The following is a 20,366-nucleotide window of genomic DNA, read 5'->3' as shown; positions in this document are numbered from 1 at the left end:
TTGTCGACTGACACACCGCCATCGCAGGCAAGCCAGCTCCCACAGGAGACCGAGGTGACCCTCGACAGAGTGTTCATTTGACCTCCGGCGGCGTGGTGAAGGTGTGGTACGGCGCGGGCGAAGGAATGCTCCACTCCAGGCCTTCAGCCCCATCCCACGGTTTGGCCGGCGCAGGCGGGCCGCCACGGATGCACTTGATCACGATGAACAGGAAGAAGATCTGCGTGGCGCCGAACATGAACGCGCCGATGGACGAGACCATGTTGAAGTCGGCGAACTGCAGGTTGTAGTCCGGCACCCGGCGCGGCATACCGGCCAACCCCACAAAGTGCATCGGGAAGAACGCCATGTTCATGCCCACGAAGGACAGCCAGAAGTGCAGCTTGCCCAGGGTTTCGTCGTACATGTGGCCGGTCCATTTCGGCAGCCAGTAGTACGCCGAGGCGAAGATGCCGAAGATCGCGCCAGGCACCAGTACGTAATGGAAGTGCGCCACCACAAAGTAGGTGTCGTGGTACTGGAAGTCGGCAGGCGCAATCGCCAGCATCAGCCCGGAGAAGCCGCCGATGGTGAACAAAATCACGAAGGCCACGGCAAACAGCATCGGCGTCTCGAAGGTCAGCGAGCCTTGCCACATGGTGCTGACCCAGTTGAACACCTTCACTCCCGTGGGCACCGCGATCAGCAGGGTGGCGTACATGAAGAACAGCTCGCCCACCAGCGGGATGCCGACCACGAACATATGGTGCGCCCACACGATGAACGACAGGAACGCGATGCTCGCCGTGGCGTAGACCATCGAGGTGTAGCCGAACAGCGGCTTGCGCGAGAAGGTCGGAATGATCGAGCTGACGGCACCGAACGCCGGCAGGATCATGATGTACACCTCAGGGTGGCCGAAGAACCAGAACACGTGCTGGAACAGCACCGGGTCACCGCCACCGGCCGCGCTGAAGAAGCTGGTGCCGAAGTGGATGTCCATCAGCATCATGGTCACGCAACCCGCCAGCACCGGCATCACCGCGATCAGCAGGAAGGCGGTGATCAGCCAGGTCCACACGAACAGCGGCATTTTCATCAACGTCATGCCTGGCGCGCGCAGGTTGAGGATGGTGGCGACCACGTTGATCGCACCCATGATCGAACTGATGCCCATCAGGTGGATGGCGAAAATGAAGAACGTGACGCTTTCCGGCGCGTAAGTGGTGGAGAGTGGGGCATAGAAGGTCCAGCCGAAATTCGGCCCGCCACCGGGGGTGAACAAGGTCGACACCAGTAGCAGGAACGCGGCCGGCAACAGCCAGAAGCTGAAGTTGTTCATGCGCGGCAGGGCCATGTCCGGCGCGCCGATCATCAGCGGGATCATCCAGTTGGCCAGGCCGACAAACGCCGGCATTACCGCACCGAACACCATGATCAAGCCGTGCATGGTGGTCATCTGGTTGAAAAACGCCGGTTGCACGATCTGCAGGCCCGGCTGGAACAGTTCGGCACGGATCACCATGGCGAACGAGCCACCGAGCAGGAACATGGTGAAGGCGAACCACAGGTACATCGTGCCGATGTCTTTATGGTTGGTGGTCAGCACCCAGCGCATCAAGCCTTTGGCGGGGCCGTGGGCATGGTCGGCATGACCATGGTCGATCACAGTGCTCATGGCCGTTCTCCTGCAAGCGAGTGGGCGGGGCGGTTCAGGGCATACGCAGTGAGGGCTGTCATTTGCTTTGCGCCTGTTTCAGAGCCAGCACGTCTTTGGGCGTGACCATGTCGCCTTTGTTGTTGCCCCACGCGTTGCGTTCGTAGGTGACGACGGCGGCGATGTCCACTTCCGAGAGCTGCTTGCCAAACGCCGCCATGGCGGTGCCGGGCTTGCCGAAATACACGCGGTGCAGGTGGTCTTCCTTGGCGCCGGTAGCAATCGGCGAACCTTTGAGCGCCGGGAACATCGGCGGCAGGCCCTGACCTTCAGCCTGGTGACAGGCCACGCAGGTGGTGTGGTAAACCTTGTCGCCGCGGGCCACCAGCTCTTCCAGCGTCCACTCTTTGGAGGTCAGTTCCTTGAGCTTGGCGGCTTCTTCCTTACGCTCGCCGAGCCAGGTGTCGTAGTCGGCCTTGGACTTGACCTCGACCACGATGGGCATGAAGCCGTGGTCCTTGCCGCACAGCTCGGCGCACTGGCCACGGTAGATGCCGGGCTTCTCGATGCGGGTCCAGGCCTCGTTGACGAACCCGGGGATCGCATCGCGCTTGACCGCAAAGGCCGGCACCCACCAGGAATGGATCACGTCGGCCGCCGTCACCAGGAAGCGCACCTTGGCACCCACCGGCAGCACCAGAGGCTGGTCGACTTCGAGCAAATAGTGCTCGCCCTTGGTGGCCTGGTTGTGGATCTGTTCGGCGGGCGTGGCCAGGTTGCTGAAGAACTCCACGTCCTGGCCCAGGTATTTGTAGTGCCACTTCCACTGATAGCCGGTGACCTGGATATCGATATCCGACTCACTGCTGTCGTAGATGTTGATCAGGGTCTTGGTCGCCGGAATAGCCATGGCCACCAGGATCAGCAGGGGCACCACGGTCCAGAGGATTTCCACGGTCGTGCTCTCGTGGAACTTGGCGGCCACCTGGCCCGTGGACCGTCGGTGCAGGATCATCGACCAGAACATCGCGCCAAACACGACAATGCCGATCACCACACAGATCCAGAAAATGGTCATGTGCAGGTCAAACACGGCGTGGCTGACTTCAGTCGCCCCTGGCGCCATATTCGTTGTCCAGGCGGCTTGCGCCTGGCCGAATACTGACCACAACAGTAGGCCCATCCAAACGTGTGGATGTCGCGTCATTGCGGGTTCCCCTTTATGTTTCTTGTTATCCCGCCGGTTTGCACCTGCGGCGAAGGGAGCGGCTTCCATACTGCTTACAACCGCCTTGCCTTGCCTGCTTCATGCAGTTGGGCGTCATCAGCTAATTGCGTACAAATCCGAGTATAGACACGCCCTGCAACCCCGCAATGTGTAGGGGCAAATGAGCGAAAACAGACGGCCGGAGCCAATAAAACCGGGGGCGGAATCGTTTATCCGACGAACGATGGCAATTCGATATAACGGAGGCGCATAACCATGAAATAATTATGACAAATGCGTCTGAGGCGCTCGTATAAACGAGCTACCTTATCCTCTCCCTTTTCCTACGCCTGCATCACTGGAGCTTTCATGAACACCGCCGCATTGCGCGAGCAGATTTCCCGTGCCCATCAACACGAAGCCAGCACTGGCCAGCTTGCCCAGCAACTGGAAACCCAATTGCCGCACCTGCATTCGGCCATCTCTTTGGCTGACGGTGATCGCAACATTGTCATGACCCGTTTTGTTACCGCCTACATCGACCTCGTCCCTGACTTGCTGGACGCCGCCAATGACGTGGCCCGCGAAGCCGGCATTGAAAGCCAGATCAAGCCGGTACTGAAAATCGCCGAGCATTTCTTCCTGCAGCCACCTGCGATCCTGGCCGGCCACGAAGGGCTCGACGGCCTGCTGGACGAGGCCTACCTGGCCCATCGTTTGGTGGAAGAGGTCAACGACCTGTACATCAAACATTTCGGCCAGCCGTTGATTCCGGCGGACACCACGGTTGCCAACCTGATCGCACACCAATTGATTGGCGAGCAGTTTGCCAACCAGCTGGATGAAGCGGTGCACCTGGCCGTGGATGAAATGTTGAACGAAGACAGCTTTGCGCTGGAGTCGGTCGAGGCCTACCGCGAGACCCTCAAGAGCCCGGATACGGAAGCCGCGTGGAAGCGCTGGCCGTGCCTGTCGCGCCAGCTAGGGGTTGAGTTGGCGCTGGATCAGCCGGCCTGACACATCCTTTGTAGGAGCCGGCTTGCCGGCGATAAGGGCCTTGAGATTTCGGTGATCTTTCGGGCCTCATCGCTGGCAAGCCAGCTCCTACAAGGGGTTTGTGGTGGTCAGGCAGGCGCTGAGCCCAGGCCTGCCGTCGTCCGCTCACGACCTTCCAGCCGTCGCTTCAAGCCGCGCGCCTCGATCACCAGCGTCGAGCCCTTCGCCGCGTTCGCACGCCCCCATTCTTCCAGCAACTCCAGGCAGGAATGGTCGATGTAACTCAGGTTGCTCAGTGGCACATGCACGGTCGTCCCGGCAGGCACCGTTGCCAGCACCTGAGTCAACGCCGGCACTTTCAGAAAGGTTGCCGCACCGACCAACCGCAATTCCATCTCGCCGTCCTGGGGCAGGTCGATCAAGCTGACTTTCAACCGTGAAGCCTTGAGGGCCAAGGTGACCAGCGTCAGCCCGAAGCCGATCAGTACACCCGTCAGCAAGTCGGTAAACACGATCGCCAGTGCCGTCGCCGAATAGGTCAGCATCGGCATCCGCCCATAGCGCCCCAGCGCCTTGAACGCCTTGAGGTCGACCAGCTTGATCCCGGTGTAAACCAGCACGCCCGCCAGGCTCGCCACTGGAATGCTCTGCAGCACGCTCGACAGCAACAGCACAAACGCCAACAGCCAAAGACCGTGGAACATCGCCGACAGACGCGTCGTCGCCCCGGCTTGCACGTTGGCCGAACTGCGCACGATCACACCCGTCATCGGCAAGGCGCCGACCAGGCCGCAGAGCATGTTGCCTACACCTTGAGCGGATAATTCCTTGTCGAAATCAGAACGCTGACCGCTGTGCATACGGTCGACCGCAGCGGCGGACAGCAGAGTTTCAGCACTGGCGATAAACGCGACAGCAAAGGCGGCGATCAGCAGTTGTGGGTCCGCCAGGTTCAGGAGGTCACTGGGGCGCAGCCAGTCAATGGCGTCCGCGAGGTTTTCCGGAACCTCCACGCGCTTGACCTGCAAGGCCAGCACCAGGCTCACCACCGTGGTCAAACCAACACCCAACAAGGCTCCCGGTACGAAACGCAGGCTTTGCGGGCGTAATTTATCCCACAGGTACATCACCAGCATCGTCGACAACCCCAGCAGCCCCGCTTGCCAGCCAAGGCCGCCACCCAGCGTCGGAAGGGCTTCAGCCAGAGCCGCCGGGAACCCGGTCAGGTTATCCAACCCCGAAGGCTTGGGCGCGCCATCGAGCATCACGTGGATTTGCGAGAGCACGATCAGCACACCAATTCCCGCCAGCATCCCGTACACCACGGCGGGTGCCGTTACCCGGAACCAGCAACCCAGGCGCAGGCGCCCGGCGACCAATTGCAGGAAGCCCGCCAGCAACAGGATCGGCCCCAGCATCAGCATGCCGTGCTGACGCACCAGCTCGAACACCAGCACCGCCAACCCGGCGGCCGGGCCGCTGACCTGCAGGGGCGACCCCGCCAGCCAACCCACCACCAGGCCACCGATGATCCCAGTAATCAGGCCTTTGGCCGGCGGCATGCCGGACGCAATCGCAATGCCCATGCACAAGGGCAGGGCGACCAAAAACACAACCACAGAGGCGAGCAGCTCCCGCGGCAGTACAGCTTTCAATTGAGCAGCACGCATGATGACTCTCCCGAGGCATTCGCCGGGCGTGGCAACGCCTGGCTGCTCTATTGGCAGCCATCGCGTTACCCGGCAGGGAAGTGTTTTAGAAGCGCGCTTTAGGCGTCGCGCAAGGGATCGGCCCGTCGCCGCTCAACGAGCGGAAGGCCGACTGGTCGGCATCGTAGGCGCGGATCTCGCTGGTCTCGATGTTGTAGATCCAGCCGTGGATAAACAATTGACCATTGGCCATGCGCGAAGCCACGGAAGGGTGGGTGCGCAAATGTTGCAACTGGGCGATGACGTTTTCTTCAGTCAGCACCTTCATGCTCTCGCCTTCGTTGGCGCAGTCGCAGTTGTCCTCAACCATCGACCTGGCGACCTCGGCATGCCGCAGCCAGGCCCTGACCGTCGGCATCTTCTCCAGGCTGGCAGGGTTGAGTACCGCGCGCATGGCACCGCAGTCGGAGTGCCCACACACGATGATGTGCTGCACGCCCAAGGCGAGCACCGCGTACTCGATGGCAGTGGAAACACCGCCGTTCATCTGACCGTAGGGCGGCACCACGTTGCCGACGTTACGGGTTACAAACAGGTCGCCTGGAGAGCTTTGGGTAATCAGCTCGGGGACGATGCGCGAGTCGGCGCACGTGATGAACATCGCCCTCGGGCTCTGGGCCGTGGCGAGTTTCTTGAACAGTTCTTCCTGTTGGGGGAAGACGTCGTGATGGAAATGCAAAAAGCCGTCAACAATATGCTTCAGCGCTGCATCGGCGGTTTCCGCCACCTGAGGGGCTGATGCCGACGCAGCCAACGGCTGTTTATCCTTGTCACTCATGATTCATCCTCTTGATTAAGGCAGGGGGAATATTCAGGCCAGTTCGACGCCGGCTCAGGGCAATAGTTGTGAAATGCCACAAAAGCCGGTTCGCGACCCATCAGTCACTCGTTGAACAAGGTAACCATCGAAACTTAATTCAAACTGAACAAACCGCTCTAGATCGCGGGTTTCAGTGATGTCAATGTGCGACCATTCCTACAATAAGAACGCTCTTATCCCTACTAGTCTACCTATAACAATGCCATCTGCCTGCCCGGCGGACAGAACGCTGTGCAATCCAGATTAAACCCCTCACGACGATTGAGCCCCAGGCGTTTGATCGCCTTGCTGAAGCGCTGGGCCAGCAAATCGGCAAACGGCCCCTCACCGCGCATGCGCACCCCAAAGCGGCTGTCATACACCTCGCCACCGCGCACTTGCCGCACCAGGCTCATCACATGGGCCGCTCGCTGCGGGTAATGTGCCGCCAGCCATTCCTCGAACAGCGGCGCCACCTCAAGGGGCAGGCGCAGCATCATGTAGGCCGCACTTTGTGCACCGGCTGCGTGGGCCTCCGTGAGCAGGCTTTCGAGCTCGCTGTCGTTGATCATGGGGATCATCGGCGAGCACAGCACACCCACCGGGATACCCGCCTCGCGCATCACGCGAATCGCCCGCAAACGCGCCTTGGGCGCCGCCGTGCGGGGCTCCAGGATGCGCTTGAGTTCGTCGTCCAGGCTGGTGAGGCTGATCATCACCGCCACCAGTCGCTGCCTGGCCAACTCAGTGAGCAAGTCGAGGTCACGCAGGATCAGCGAGCCCTTGGTGATGATCGTCACCGGGTGCCGGTAGCGCAGCAGCACTTCAAGGGTTTGCCGAGTGATCCTGTATTCGCGTTCGATGGGCTGATACGGGTCGGTATTGGAGCCCAGGTTGATCGGCGCACACACATAGCCCGGCTTCGACAGCTGCTGCTCCAGCACGTCAGCAGCGTTGCTCTTGGCGATCAACCTGGTCTCGAAATCCAGACCGGGAGACATGTCCCAATACGCATGGCTAGGCCGCGCGTAGCAGTAGATACAGCCATGCTCGCAACCCCGGTAAGGATTGATCGAGCGATCAAACGGCAGGTCCGGCGAGTTGTTGCGGGTGATGATGGTCTTGGCCGTTTCGATGCGCACTTCAGTGCCCTGGGTGGGTGGCACTTCCTGATACCAACCGTCGTCCTCAACCACGCTGACGGTGGGCGCGAAGCGGTTGTGCAGGTTGGTGGCAGTGCCCCGGCCACGGGGCGGCAACGGAGTAGACATGAAAACGCCTCGATACTGTTTTTATATACAGTATCGAGGCGCAAGGGTTCTGACCAGTGCCGTTTGGCGGTCAGGTACGCGTCAGTGTTTTTGCGTCACTTGGCCCAGGTCATCGCCCGAGGTGGTGCGCATGTCGTTCTTGCGCAGGTCCGCCACGTCGCTGGCCTTCACAGGTTCGCCCTTGTTACCCCAACTGCCACGCACGAAACTGACCACATCTGCCACTTCCTGGTCCGACAGGCGCCACGCAAACGCCGGCATGGTGAAGGTGGACGGCGCCGCGTGAGTGGCCGGCAAGGTGCCGCCGTTCAACACGATGTTGATCAAGGACGTGGCATCCGCCGTCTGCAACACGGGGTTACCCGCCAGTGCCGGAAACACGCGCGTGTAGCCGTGGCCGTCGGTGCGGTGGCAAGCCGCACAGTTGTCGATATACACCGAGGCGCCGGGCTTGCTGTCATCGCCTTTCCACAGCGCGTCAGCCACCTGCTTGTCGTACAGGTGCGGCTGATCTTTCGGGTCCACCGCCGGCAGGCTTTTGAGGTAACGAGCGATAGCGGTCAGGTCATTTTCCGACATGTACTGCATGCTGTGGACCACCACGTCGCTCATACCGCCAAACACCGCGCTGCGTTCACTGCGGCCGGTCTTGAGGAATTGCACCAGTTGTTCCTCGCTCCAACTGCCGAGGCCGTCCTTGTGGTCACCGCGCAGGCTTTTGGCGATCCAGCCTTCCAGTGGCGCGCTGCCAGACAAGAACGCATTGCCGTCAGTGGCACTCAGGGCTTTCTCCTGCATGGTCAGGGCACGCGGCGTATGGCAGGCACCGCAGTGGCCCAGGCCTTCCACCAGGTAGGCGCCGCGGCTGATCACCGGGTCGGCAGCCGCCTGTGGCTGCGCCTCTGCAACCGCCGGCGCGAACATCCAGCGCCATGCCGCCAACGGCCAGCGCATGCTCAGGGGCCAAGGAATGTCGCTGTCCTTGTTCTCTTGGGCAACCGGTTCCACCCCCTTCATGAAATACGCATACAACGCCTGCATGTCGCTATCGCTGACGCGTGCGTAAGACGGGTAGGGCATCGCCGGGTAAAGGGTACTACCGCTCTTGGCGACGCCATGGCGCACGGCCTTGTCGAAGTCTTCGAAGCTATAGCCGCCCAGGCCGGTTTTGTCCGGGGTGATGTTGGTGGAATAGATCACGCCGATGGGCGTTTCCATCGGCAGGCCACCGGCGAAGGGTTTACCGCCCTTGGCGGTGTGGCAGGCCACGCAGTCACCGGCGCGGGCCAGGTATTCGCCCTGCTTGATCAGGTCGGTTTCAGCCGCGCTCACAGAACAGCTGCTGAACAGCGCCAGGGAGGCGATAACGAGTGCTTTCATGGTCATCGCTCCTTATGCCTGAACCAGTGGGCCGGGGTTTTTCAGGTACTGCTCGCGGATCGCCCGCGCCGACCAATAAGCCAGCGCCGCCACCAGGCCGGTCGGGTTGTAGCCCAGGCCCTGTGGGAAAGCAGATGCGCCGGGCACAAATACGTTGTGCACATCCCAGCACTGCAGATAGCGGTTCAACGCGCTGGTTTTCGGGTCGGTGCCCATGATCGCGCCACCGTTGAGGTGGGTGGTCTGGTACGACGCGGTGTTGAAATGTTCCCCGACTTTCTTGCCCAGCAACGCAATGGCCTTGGGGTTCATCGCTTGCGCGACCTTGCCCATTTTTTCGACCATGAAGCGGTTCATCTTGATGTCGTTTTCCTGCCAGTCGAACGTCATCCGCAACAACGGCAGGCCGTAGGCATCGCGATACACCGGGTCCAGATCCAGGTAGTTGCCCCGGTAGGATTGATGGGCTCCATGGGCGTCCATCGACACTTGGTGGGTGTAGTAATCGGCGGTAGCGCGCTTCCAGGCACTGCCCCAGGCCGGGGTGCCCGGGGGGTTGGAAGTACCGGCAATCGGACGGCTGCCCGCCTGGTTGACCCACATCGGCGAGCCGCCTACGAAACCATGCGGTCCGTGGTCGAAGTTGTCGGCGTTGAAGTCGTCAATGGCCACGCCATTACCACCCGCACCGATGAAGTTGTTGGTGTGGGTGTCCTTGTCGAAGAACGCCTTGATGGTGGCCATGTTCTGGTAGGCGAAATTCCTGCCTACCACGCCTTCATTGGTGATGGGGTCGTAAGGTTTGCCGATACCCGACAGCAGCATCAACCGCACGTTGTTGAACTGGAAAGACCCGAGGATCACCAGGTCGGCCGGCTGCTCGCATTCCCGGCCCTGGCCGTCGATGTAGGTCACGCCGGTGGCCTTGCTCTTGGTGCTGTCGAGGTTGACCTTGAGCACATGGGAATTGGGCCGCAGCTCGAAGTTCGGCACCTGGCGCAACGCTGGCAGGATGTTCACGTTCGGCGAGGCCTTGGAATACATGTAGCAAACGTAGCCGCTGCAGAACCCGCAAAAATTGCACGGGCCCATCTGCGCGCCGTAGGGATTGGTGTACGGCCCCGACGTATTGGCGGATGGCAGGTTGTAGGGTTTGTAGCCGATCTCGGTAGCGGCTTTCTGAAACAGCTGTGCAGAGACGGTGTTTTTCTGCGACTCCAACGGGAACGGGTTGGAACGATCTGGCGCATATGGGTTACCGCCACGGCCTTCACCCACCAACTGCCCCTTGACCGTCCACGCCTGGCCCGAAGTGCCGAAAACCTTCTCGGCGTAGTCGAAAAACGGCTCCAGCTCTTCATAGCTGACGCCGAAGTCCTGGATGGTCATGTCCTTGGGAATGAAGTTTTTGCCATAGCGCTCTTCGTAATGGCTGCGCATACGCAGCTCAATCGGGTCGACACGAAAGTGCACGCCTGACCAGTGCAAACCTGCGCCGCCCACGCCATTGCCCGGCAGGAACGCGCCCAACTGACGGTTGGGCAGGGCGACGTCATTCACGCTATGGCGAATGGTCACCGTCTCTTTGGAAATGTCCTGGAAGAGTTTTTTACGCACACTGTAGGTCAGTTCGTCGATGACCTGGGGATAGTTGCCGTCCGGGTAAGTGTCCTGCATCGGGCCGCGCTCCAGCGCTACCACGTTGAGGCCCGCTTCCGTCAGCTCCTTGGCCATGATCGCGCCGGTCCAGCCAAAGCCTACGATCACCGCGTCTACTTTCTTCATGATGGTCGCCACGTTTATGCCCTCTCGCCGCGAATGGAAACTGCCGGGAAGGGGTATTGCTCGTTGCGTTCAACCCAGTCCATGAAGTCGGCGCGGGCGCCGGGGAAACCGATCATGGTCCAGCCGACCATGCCTTTGTTGCCGCCGTGGATCGGGTCGCAAAAGAACCCTTCCTTGGTGTTTTGCAGCAGCAGGTTAAAGAACATTTTCGGTGGCACCGCCTCGAAATGCTCGCTCACTTCACTGCCGCCAGCCTCCAAGCGACGCAACATATCGTCTCGGGTAGCGCTGTCTTGCGCAGCAAAAGCTTTCCCGTTGAATGCCTTCGACCACGCATTCGTGGCAGCGATACCCAGGCGATAGATTTCCTTGGGCACCAGTTTGGACTGCCAACCCATCTCTGGCGCGGCGTCGGCGTTGAACGGGCCTTGCATGAACCACAGTGCGCCACTGGCGTAAGGCGTGTTCATCTGGCGGTCGATGTATTCCGGCGCACCGGCTTCCAGTGCACCCGGGCCCTGGTCATCCGCAGGAATCAGCTGCGCGACGGCAGCGTTGATGAAGGCCCACTCTTCGGCCGTGAAGTAGGTCGGCTCATAGGGCTTTTCGCTGGCGGGTGGTTTGGCGGGAGCGGCCTGGGCCGGCTCCGGTGTCGCCATCAGCATCGAGCCACCGAGGCCGGTGCTGGCAACCGTGACCATCGGGATCAAGGTCAAGGATTTGCGCAAAAAGTCACGCCGGGGGTTGTCTTGATCTTGATCAGACATGGGTGCACCTCATCATGTGGTCACGGGTTTTTCAGCCGCTTCTGAGAGCAGCGTGAAGGCTTGCCAGGGCATGGGATCCAAGGGGATAGAACACACTGGCAATCAATAGTTACAAATGATAGCAGGCTAAGCATCGTAGAGAATCGATTCAGCGGCGAAAACAACGGATCAGATACCCCTGTTCACGATTCTTTGACGCACACCTCACACCCCATTCACCCCGCAAAGACCACTCTGGGCGCCATCAACACACCCTTATCTGGTCATATCGCGCATGTTCACTCTCCGATTGCTGCCTGCTCTCAGCCTGGCGTTCCTCGCACTGTTTATCGGCACCTGCGCCCAAGCCGACGATGCCACGTCTATTCGCCCGCCCGAATGGGCCCAGCCCGTGGGCAACCAATTCAACCTGCACCAGATGACGCCAACGCTGTATCGCAGTGCCCTGCCAGACAGCAACGCGCTGCCTGTGCTGGAACAAATGAAGATCGGCACAGTGATCAACTTCCTGCCGGAATCTGATGCACCTTGGCTGAAGTCCTCCGATATCAAACAGGTGCAGTTGTCTTATCGCACCAACCATGTCGACGATTCCGACGTGCTCGCGGCGCTCAGGGCGATTCAGGAAGCCGAAGCCAACGGCCCGGTGTTGATGCATTGCAAACACGGCTCTGACCGCACCGGCCTGATGGCCGCGATGTACCGCGTGGTGGTGCAAGGCTGGAGCAAGGAAGATGCGCTGAACGAGATGACCCAAGGCGGCTTCGGCAGCAGCAACGGCTTCAAGGACGGTGTTCGCTACATGATGAAGGCGGACATCGCCAAGCTACGCACGGCACTGCAGAACGGGGAGTGCAGCACCAGCGCCTTTGCCCTGTGTTCAATGAAAAGCTGGATGAACACGGCCAATTCCGACACCTGATTTCAAGGCGCGCTCGCCGAGGGCTCCCCTGAAAACAAGTGAACCGACTCAAGTAACGAACGAGAGTGGCCAGGAGCGAGCACCTGCTCGCGAAACGCTCGACCCGTCGCGGCATTGAAAACACCTTCGCGCTCAAATCTTTTGAAGGCTTTATGCGCCAGCACATCAGACCATTGGTAGGCATAAAACCTACCTTCATATCCCGATACTAAATGGCTGAAACCATTGACATAACGCACAGTGTCCAGCGCCGGCAGGTGACCGACTTCACGATTGGCACTCGCAAATACTTGTTCAATGGTACGTCCATCGCCCTGTGAGCCGTGTACTTCGATATCAAACAATGCCAGCGTCAACGACTCTGCCCGCTCCCAGGAAGACTGGGTATCGGCATACAGGGCTTGTTGCCGAGCCATCGCCATGGGCAAAGACACCCCCGTTTTGAAATGGCTGGAAAGCCATACGAGACAATCCGGCGAATCACACCAGCGCTCAAAGAACTGGCCGAAAAATTCCGCGCTGTCCATACCTGAGTCATCGGTGCCCATTTTGGTGCGGAAACCGACGCCCACCAATACTTGCTGCAAGCAATGACCGAACTCATGAAAAAGGATCTTGAGTTGCCGATGCCCGAGCAAACTCGGCTCATCGGGGGTACCTTCAAACTGAGTGAACAGCACAGCCATCGGTTGCACCCTGCGACTTTCAGCCGTGGTCCAGCGGTTCCTCAACGATATTGCATAGGGATAATCCCCGTCATTTTGTCGATACGGCACAAAAAAGATCTGCCCCAGCACTTCACCATGCTCTGTTACCTGAAAGAGCCGGACCCCGGGCGCCCAAGTGTCGAAGCCATAAAGCTCGCTGATTTCGATGCCAAACAGCTGCTGCATAAGCGCAAACAACCGATACAAGGTGTTGTCGAGTGGAAAATAGACGCGCAGTTCGTCTTCGCGAACCCCGCTGGTTCGTTGCCGAATGATTTGCGCCAGGAAGGCGAAATCCCAGGGTTGCAGGCTTTCCAATCCAAGCTCATGACCCAGCGTCTCAAGCACCTGTTTGTCATGTGCAAAGACCGCGCGTGATGACGTAATTTGGTCACGAATAAAATCCAGGACTTGATCCCCGGTCTCCAACATTTGAGGCTCGAGTGCCAACTGAACAAAATTGGCGTAACCCAGTAGCGTGGCTTTCTGATGACGGCTGACCCTCAGCATTTGCCACAAGGGGCCATTGTCGAACTGCCCAGCGTGCGGGCCCAGATCAGAAGCACGCGTGTTGTAGGCAACGAAAATCTCCTCTCGCAATGTTCGATCCTGCGCATAAGCCATGCATTCCCGGTAAATCTCTTCATTCAGGGTTATAAGCCAACCCTGCAAGTTAGCCGCTCGCGCCTTCTGTGCCATCCGTGCTTTGAGGGCAGGAGTGAGCCCCTGCAATCGCGATTCATCGCTGATGTGTTTGCGCCACGCATTGTTAGCCTGTTCCAGTCGGGTCAGGAACAATTGCTGGAGACCGGCAATTTCATGGTCGAGCGTCACCCGTTTTTTCTGCACAGCCGGTTCCAGCTCAATGCCGGCCAGCCGAAATTTTTTCAGCGTGCGCTTCAGCAAACTCTGGCGGGATGCATCAAACAGCGCCGCAGGTGAACTCGCGGCCAAGGCTTTGTAGCAGTCGTACAGCCCTTGATTACCCGTTAGCTCTTGGGTGAACGCTGAGGCCCGAAAAGTGGCTTGCGCACTGGCCTCCAACCACTTTAGGTCGGTATGGGTGCTGTCGAGGATGTAAATCACCGTTAACACCTCGTCAATGCGGGAGGTAACGGCTTCCATCGCCAACATCAAATCATCCCAGTTTGGGTGGTGTTGCTGGCTGGCAATGATGCGGGCTACTTCGGCGCGACTGCACAGCACAATTGCGTCGATGGCAGGCACAAGGTGCTCGGCACGGATGGCCGAGAAAGGCGGCAGGTGATAGTCCTGTAACAGGGGGTTGGGGTCCGGCATGGTGCTTCCTTGATAACCGCAAACGGGAGCAGCCATCCTGGAACACGCGACAGAATCGAGGGGAGTAGATGCTTAATGCTCTTCGCCCTGAAACCTGTGTTTCAGGGCAAAAAAACATCAAATCAGTCAGTCTTTTTTCAGCTTCGGATTGGGGAAAAACTGCACCGCCTGCACCTTCGGGTCCGCCGGCGCTTTCAACGCCGACGTATTCACCCGCGTGCCCAATTCCTTGGGCACCGACAAGCCCTGGTCATTCAGCGTGTCGGTATAACCGCAGGCCACGCACTCGCGGTGCGGCACGTTGTCCTCGGTCCACATTTTCAACTTGTCCGGTTCGCTGCACGCCGGGCAGACCGCCCCGGCGATAAATTGTTTCTTGGTAATCACAGGCCCTTCACTCATGCTGCCGCGTCCTCACTCAGGCCGCTGTGGCGCAAGAGTGCGTCAATCGACGGCGCGCGTCCGCGGAAATCGACGAACAGCACCATCGGCGCCTGGGAACCGCCACGGGCCAGGATCGCTTCGCGGAAGGCACGGCCGGTGTCGGGGTTGAGCACGCCATCTTCTTCGAACTTGGAGAAGGCATCGGCCGACAGCACTTCCGCCCACTTATAGCTGTAGTAACCCGCCGCGTAACCACCCGCGAAGATATGCGCAAAGCTGTTGGGGAAGCGGTTGTAGGCCGGCGGACGCATTACCGACACCTCATCACGCACACCCTCCAGCACCTGGGCAACACTGCGGCCGTCGCCGTGAGTGGCGTGCAGCTCGAAGTCGAACAGCGAGAACTCCAACTGGCGCACCATCATCAGGCCAGATTGGAAATTCTTGGCCGCGAGCATTTTTTCCAGCAGGTCTTGTGGCAGTGGTTCGCCACTTTCGTAGTGGCCGGAGATCAGCGCCAGGCCTTCAGGCTCCCAGCACCAGTTCTCCATGAACTGGCTCGGCAGCTCCACCGCATCCCAAGCCACGCCGTTGATGCCGGATACGCCGGCGTGTTCAACGCGGGTCAGCAAGTGATGCAGGCCGTGACCGAACTCATGGAACAGCGTGGTCACTTCATCGTGGGTCAGCAGGGCAGGCTTGCCGCTGTCGGCCGGTGTGAAGTTGCACACCAGGTTGGCCACCGGGCTTTGCAATACGCCATCGATCGTGCGGCGGCGGTCACGCGCGCCGTCCATCCACGCGCCGCCACGCTTGTTGGCGCGGGCGTACAGGTCGAAGAAGAAGCGGCCCACGTGCTGGCCGTTTTCCTTGATTTCAAACAGGCGGACGTCCGGGTGCCAGGTGTCGAAGCCTTTTTGCTCGGCGATCTCGATGCCGTACAGGCGTTGCACGATGGCAAACAGGCCGCCCAGTACTTTGTCGATGGGGAAGTAGGCACGCAGGGCTTCCTGGGACACGCTGTAGCGCTGCTCGCGCAGTTTTTCGCCGTAGAAACCGCTGTCCCAGCTTTGCAGGTCGGCGCAGCCTTGTTCTGCGGCGTAAGCCTTGAGCTGTTGCAGGTCTTGAGCGGCAAACGGCTTGCTGCGCTTGGCCAGGTCGCGCAGGAAGCTCAGCACCTGGTCGCTGGACTCGGCCATCTTGGTGGCCAGGCTCAGCTCGGAGAAGGACGCGTAGCCCAGCAACTGAGCCAGTTCCTGGCGCAGGTCGAGGATCTGCTCCATCACCGGGCCGTTATCGTTCTGACCGGCATTCGGGCCTTGGTCCGACGCACGGGTGCAGTAGGCTGCGTAAACTTCCTCACGCAGTGCGCGGTCCTGGGCGTAGGTCATCACCGCGTAATAGCTCGGGAACTCCAGGGTGATCAGCCAGCCGTCGAGGCCCTTGGCCTGGGCAGCGGCGGCCATCTGCGCCTTGGCCGAATCGGTCAGGCCGGCGAGGGTGGCTTCATCGGTAATGTGCTTGGCCCAGGCCTGGGTGGCATCCAGCAACTGGTTGGAGAACTTGCTGCCCAGCTCAGACAGTTTGCTCTGCACTTCGGCGTAGCGTTTTTGCTGCTCGGGAGGCAAATCGATACCCGACAAGCGGAAGTCGCGCAGGGAGTGTTCCAGGATGGTTTTCTGCGCCACATCGAAACCCGCGGCTTCCGGGCTGTTGGCCAAGGCTTCGAAGGCCTGGAACAGCGCACGGTTCTGACCCATCTCGGTGGAGTAGGCGCTCAACGCCGGCAGGCAGCTTTCGTACGCCTCACGCAATTCGGCGCTGTTGCACACAGCGTTGAGGTGGCTGACCGGGCTCCAGGCAGCGCCCAGGCGATCATTCAGCTCATCCATGGCCAGCACCAGGCCTGCCCACGTAGGGTTTTTGCCCTGGCTTTGCAGGATGCCTTCGATGGCGACGCGGTTGTCGGCGAGGATCTGTTCGATGGCCGGCTGGACGTGCTCGGCACGGATCGCCGAGAACGGCGGCAGGTCGTAGGACTGCAAAAGTGGGTTGTTCGCGCTCACGGTGGGTACCTTGGCTGAAGAAACATGTAAGAACAAAGATGGGGCCATCTTAATTACAATCAATGCCCACCGCAGCTATCAGCAGAAGAGAGAGAAGCTATCGTGACCCTTCGCACCTATCAGAACCACACGCCAACCCTGGGCGCCGGGGCTTTTGTCGATATTTCGGCGGTGGTGATCGGCGATGTCGAAATCGGCACCGACAGCTCGGTCTGGCCACTCACGGTGATCCGTGGCGACATGCACCGCATCCGCATCGGTGCCCGCACCAGCGTGCAGGACGGCTGCGTGCTGCACATCACCCATGCCGGCCCGTTCAACCCGGACGGCTTCCCGCTGCTGATCGGTGACGACGTGACCATCGCCCACAAGGTCATGCTGCACGGCTGCACCGTCGGCAATCGCATTTTGATCGGCATGGGCAGCATCGTGATGGACGGCGCCGTGGTCGAGGATGACGTGATCATCGGCGCCGGCAGCCTGGTGCCACCGGGCAAGAAACTCGACAGCGGCTTTTTGTACGTGGGCAGCCCGGTTAAACAAATCCGCCCGCTGACTGACAAGGAGCGTGCCTTTTTCACCTACAGCGCGGCGAACTACGTGAAGCTCAAAGACCTGCACCTGGCCGAAGGATTCGATCAATGACCCTGAATTACCCCACCGTGCTGTTCGACCTCGACGGCACCCTCACTGACCCGCGTGAAGGCATCACCCGTTCGATCCAGTACGCCCTCGGCAAGCTGGGCATCGACGAGCCGGACCTGACGAAGCTGGAACACTTCATCGGGCCGCCGCTGCTGCAAGCCTTCATGCAGTTCTACGGCTTCGATGAGGCCAAGGCGTGGGAGGCGGTGAATTTTTATCGCGAGCGCTTCAAGGTCACCGGCCTGTATGAGAACCGCGTGTTCGAGGGCGTGATGCCGTTACTGGAAGACCTGAGCAGCCAAGGCCGCCAGCTCTACGTGGCCACCTCCAAGCCCTGGGTGTTCGCCCGCGAAATCGCCCGGCATTTCGATTTCGCCAAGTATTTCAAGGTGATCTACGGCAGCGAGTTGGACGGCACGCGTACCAACAAGGTCGAGTTGATCGCGCACTTGATCAGCGAAGAAGGCCTGGACCCGGCCACCACCTTGATGATTGGTGATCGCAAGCACGACCTGATCGGCGCGCGCAGCAATGGCCTGGATTCGGCGGCGGTGGGGTATGGGTTTGGCAGCTTCGAGGAGTTGAATGCCGAGGCGCCGACTTGGCATTTTGAGACGTTGGCGCAGATGCATCAGGCGTTTTTGCAGCAGCCTTGAGATTGCCATCGCAGGCAAGCCAGCTCCCACATTTGACCGGGTTCCACATTTGAAATGGAGTCAACTGTGGGAGCTGGCTTGCTTGCGATGAGGCCCTAAGGCCCTCCACCCTCCAACTGTTTCAACGCCGCCTTACGCTGCGCCACCGGCAACCCACCCATCTTCTCCACCGCCGCAAAAAACCGCACCCAATCCCCATCCACCTGCCGAAACAACGCCGCAAACGCCGGTACCCACTGGTCATACAGCCCGAACGGCAACAGTCGCGCGTTGTTCATCGGCTGGTTAATCCACACGTCATAGCGTTTATCCCCGGCCCACTGGCTATCGCGCATCTGCCGGTAATCACGGCGCAAGCGCTCGAACTCTGCGGCCTTGGCCTGGCGCATCACATCGGTGGCCAACGGCTGGGCATACAGCGTTTCCAGGCGCTTGCGGGTGTCGAGTACCAGCCGGATAAACTGGTCGCGCTGCTTCAATGCCGCGTCGCTGACTGGCGCCAGGCCGCGTGCCGCACGCCATTGACGGGTGCCTTCCTGCTCGACGAAGTTGGCGTAGGACTCGTTGAACTCGGTGTCGTCCTTCACATAAAAACGCTGGTGCGCCAACTCATGGAATATCAGCGTGGCCAGGCGCTCATCACCCCAGTTCATCATCGAACTCATGATCGGGTCGTTGAACCAACCCAAGGTCGAATAAGCCTCCACCCCGCCAATCGACACGTCCATGCCCCGTTGCTGCAACAGCGCCGCCTCGCCACGCGCCGCGCCCTGGTTGTAATAACCGCGATAGGCCACGCAACCGGCAATGGGGAAGCAATGGGTTTCAGGTGAAAGGGAAAACTCCTGCGTGGCGAAGACATTCCAGACCACGTAAGGCCGGCCAATGTCGACGTACAACCTGTAACTCTGGTTGTCGGGCAAATGCAGGTGTTCGCTGGCAAAGGCGCGCGCTTTCTGCGATTGCACCAGGTGCTCACGCAACGCCTGGGGGCGGGAAGGGTCGGCGATCACGTCGGCAACCGGCTCACGCGCACGCAGCAACTGCCATTGGCCGCTGGCCAACTGGCTGTAATAACTGACGCTGGAACAGCCGCTGAGCAGCACCGCCAGCAACCCTGGAAGAAAACGCCTGACCATGCCCTGAGCACTCCTGGGTTATTGGCTCGCCAGACTATCCTGCCTGCACGGAATTTTTCCATGGCGTGGCGTGTTTATACTCACAGGGAGTCTGCTGCCATCCGCGCCAGGCTCAATTCTTTCCAACCGTTGAGTGCCTGCCATGCGCCAGCTCTTGCTTCCCCTCGCCGCCGTGCTTCTCACAGCGTGCGCGACAACCCCGATACCCCCGGCGGACCCGCACCAGGCCTGGGTCGACTTCATCACCCCGACACCCGGTGCCAAGCTGGTAATGGCCCAGCGCCTGGACGGCAAGAACCTCAACGATGGGCGTTTCTTCCAGGTGCCGCCGGGCAGCCATGAACTGATGGTGCGCTTCGATTTCGAGGTGAACACCGGCACGGGGATCGGCGGGCTGGACCAGACGCGCGACCGCACCTGCTTCATGACCCTGCAATACGACAACTTCCGGGCGGGGCAGCACTATCAACTGGAAGGACGCTCGCTGGCATTCACGCCCAACATCCGGCTGTATGACGCTGCTGGCAAGTTGCTGGCCGAAGAACGCAGTGTGAACTGCCTCTGATCAGTCGTTGTTTTTCTGGTAGATGATTGCCTTAGTGCCGTTCTCACAGCTGCCGACGACCATGGCCACGTCGTGCTTGTCAGCTTCTTCCTTGCTGACAACCTCCAAGGTGTAGGACGGCACGGCATTGGCCTGGATCTTGACCTCGATCTCTTTCCTGAGCTCTTCACAATCTTTTGGAGCGGCCACGGCCGAGGTGGCCAGAACACCGCAGATGATCGCCAAGGCAAAACGTTTCATGTGTGAAGCTCCCTGAATGCACTGCGCACGGGTGTGCGCCTAGGCTGCATAGCCTATAGGACCACATCGATGAAACACGAGTTCTGATTTGACGCAGATGTTTTAAACCCCACTGTAGGAGCCGGGGGGGGGGGGGGGGGGGGGGGGGGAGGGGGGGGGGGGGGGGGGGGGGGGGGGGGGGGGAGGGGGGGGG

At 60.1% G+C, this 20,366-nt stretch carries 18 protein-coding genes; 5 read left to right on the top strand and 13 right to left on the bottom strand.

Annotated features, from left to right (window positions below):
- Positions 1 to 73 precede the first annotated feature (73 nt).
- Positions 74 to 1,657 carry a cytochrome c oxidase subunit I gene (ctaD, locus tag AC07SU_RS24545; RefSeq protein WP_017137901.1) on the bottom strand — a complete coding sequence of 528 codons (1,584 nt, stop codon included), beginning with the start codon at positions 1,655 to 1,657 and terminating at the stop codon, positions 74 to 76.
- Positions 1,658 to 1,715: 58 nt separating this feature from the next.
- Complete coding sequence (gene coxB / locus AC07SU_RS24540) at positions 1,716 to 2,843, bottom strand: cytochrome c oxidase subunit II (RefSeq protein WP_494998487.1); 1,128 nt, start codon at positions 2,841 to 2,843, stop codon at positions 1,716 to 1,718.
- Positions 2,844 to 3,212: 369 nt separating this feature from the next.
- Between coxB and AC07SU_RS24535 the strand changes: the two genes are divergently transcribed.
- Positions 3,213 to 3,860 (top strand): hypothetical protein, encoded by a 648-nt coding sequence (locus AC07SU_RS24535; protein WP_494998486.1) that lies wholly within the window; start codon positions 3,213 to 3,215, stop codon positions 3,858 to 3,860.
- 107 nt (positions 3,861 to 3,967) lie between these two features.
- Here AC07SU_RS24535 and AC07SU_RS24530 read toward each other — a convergent pair whose 3' ends face one another.
- The 6 genes from AC07SU_RS24530 to AC07SU_RS24505 all read right to left on the bottom strand — a co-directional run bounded on the left by AC07SU_RS24530 (position 3,968) and on the right by AC07SU_RS24505 (position 11,550).
- On the bottom strand, positions 3,968 to 5,509 hold the full coding sequence (locus tag AC07SU_RS24530) for a SulP family inorganic anion transporter (RefSeq protein WP_494998485.1): 1,542 nt from the start codon (positions 5,507 to 5,509) through the stop codon (positions 3,968 to 3,970).
- Positions 5,510 to 5,594: 85 nt separating this feature from the next.
- On the bottom strand, positions 5,595 to 6,326 hold the full coding sequence (locus tag AC07SU_RS24525; protein ID WP_176994621.1) for a carbonic anhydrase: 732 nt from the start codon (positions 6,324 to 6,326) through the stop codon (positions 5,595 to 5,597).
- 233 nt (positions 6,327 to 6,559) lie between these two features.
- Positions 6,560 to 7,618, bottom strand: coding sequence for a PA0069 family radical SAM protein (locus AC07SU_RS24520; protein WP_176994620.1), 1,059 nt, complete (start codon positions 7,616 to 7,618; stop codon positions 6,560 to 6,562).
- A gap of 81 nt (positions 7,619 to 7,699) precedes the next feature.
- Positions 7,700 to 8,998 carry a c-type cytochrome gene (locus AC07SU_RS24515; RefSeq protein WP_494998484.1) on the bottom strand — a complete coding sequence of 433 codons (1,299 nt, stop codon included), beginning with the start codon at positions 8,996 to 8,998 and terminating at the stop codon, positions 7,700 to 7,702.
- Positions 8,999 to 9,010: 12 nt separating this feature from the next.
- Positions 9,011 to 10,795: a GMC family oxidoreductase gene (locus AC07SU_RS24510; RefSeq protein WP_494998483.1), complete on the bottom strand. Its 1,785-nt coding sequence runs from the start codon at positions 10,793 to 10,795 to the stop codon at positions 9,011 to 9,013.
- A gap of 2 nt (positions 10,796 to 10,797) precedes the next feature.
- Entirely contained in the window at positions 10,798 to 11,550 is a 753-nt protein-coding gene (locus AC07SU_RS24505; protein WP_494998482.1) for a gluconate 2-dehydrogenase subunit 3 family protein, read from the bottom strand.
- Between the two features lie 274 nt (positions 11,551 to 11,824).
- Between AC07SU_RS24505 and AC07SU_RS24500 the strand changes: the two genes are divergently transcribed.
- Entirely contained in the window at positions 11,825 to 12,472 is a 648-nt protein-coding gene (locus AC07SU_RS24500; protein WP_176994616.1) for a dual specificity protein phosphatase family protein, read from the top strand.
- A gap of 2 nt (positions 12,473 to 12,474) precedes the next feature.
- Here the strand turns inward: AC07SU_RS24500 and AC07SU_RS24495 are convergent, their stop codons facing one another.
- The 3 genes from AC07SU_RS24495 to prlC all read right to left on the bottom strand — a co-directional run bounded on the left by AC07SU_RS24495 (position 12,475) and on the right by prlC (position 16,976).
- Positions 12,475 to 14,478, bottom strand: a complete 2,004-nt coding sequence (locus AC07SU_RS24495) for a M3 family metallopeptidase (RefSeq protein ID WP_494998481.1) — start codon at positions 14,476 to 14,478, stop codon at positions 12,475 to 12,477.
- Between the two features lie 126 nt (positions 14,479 to 14,604).
- A complete protein-coding gene (locus AC07SU_RS24490) occupies positions 14,605 to 14,880 on the bottom strand; it encodes a YheV family putative zinc ribbon protein (protein WP_010207776.1) in 276 nt (91 codons plus the stop codon).
- The gene (gene prlC / locus AC07SU_RS24485) at positions 14,877 to 16,976 is read right to left on the bottom strand and encodes an oligopeptidase A (RefSeq protein ID WP_494998480.1); all 2,100 of its coding nucleotides are present in this window, start codon (positions 16,974 to 16,976) and stop codon (positions 14,877 to 14,879) included. Before prlC ends, AC07SU_RS24490 begins: the two co-directional genes overlap by 4 nt.
- 54 nt (positions 16,977 to 17,030) lie before the next feature.
- On the opposite strand from prlC, the gene AC07SU_RS24480 reads away from it, so the two are divergent.
- Positions 17,031 to 17,573: a gamma carbonic anhydrase family protein gene (locus AC07SU_RS24480; protein ID WP_027608127.1), complete on the top strand. Its 543-nt coding sequence runs from the start codon at positions 17,031 to 17,033 to the stop codon at positions 17,571 to 17,573.
- Positions 17,570 to 18,229: an HAD family hydrolase gene (locus tag AC07SU_RS24475; RefSeq protein ID WP_494998479.1), complete on the top strand. Its 660-nt coding sequence runs from the start codon at positions 17,570 to 17,572 to the stop codon at positions 18,227 to 18,229. The genes AC07SU_RS24480 and AC07SU_RS24475 overlap by 4 nt, the downstream gene beginning before the upstream one ends.
- 95 nt (positions 18,230 to 18,324) lie before the next feature.
- Here the strand turns inward: AC07SU_RS24475 and AC07SU_RS24470 are convergent, their stop codons facing one another.
- Complete coding sequence (locus AC07SU_RS24470) at positions 18,325 to 19,368, bottom strand: aminopeptidase (protein ID WP_494998478.1); 1,044 nt, start codon at positions 19,366 to 19,368, stop codon at positions 18,325 to 18,327.
- Between the two features lie 142 nt (positions 19,369 to 19,510).
- On the opposite strand from AC07SU_RS24470, the gene AC07SU_RS24465 reads away from it, so the two are divergent.
- The gene (locus tag AC07SU_RS24465; protein WP_176994610.1) at positions 19,511 to 19,933 is read left to right on the top strand and encodes a PA0061/PA0062 family lipoprotein; all 423 of its coding nucleotides are present in this window, start codon (positions 19,511 to 19,513) and stop codon (positions 19,931 to 19,933) included.
- Here the strand turns inward: AC07SU_RS24465 and AC07SU_RS24460 are convergent, their stop codons facing one another.
- On the bottom strand, positions 19,934 to 20,173 hold the full coding sequence (locus AC07SU_RS24460; protein ID WP_176994609.1) for a DUF1161 domain-containing protein: 240 nt from the start codon (positions 20,171 to 20,173) through the stop codon (positions 19,934 to 19,936). It abuts the gene before it with no gap.
- Between the last annotated feature and the right edge of the window lie 193 nt (positions 20,174 to 20,366).

Source organism: Pseudomonas sp. GW821-FHT05H12 (assembly GCF_059419385.1).
The sequence above is the reverse complement of the archived record's forward strand: the minus strand, read 5'-3'. Positions and strand labels throughout refer to the sequence as shown.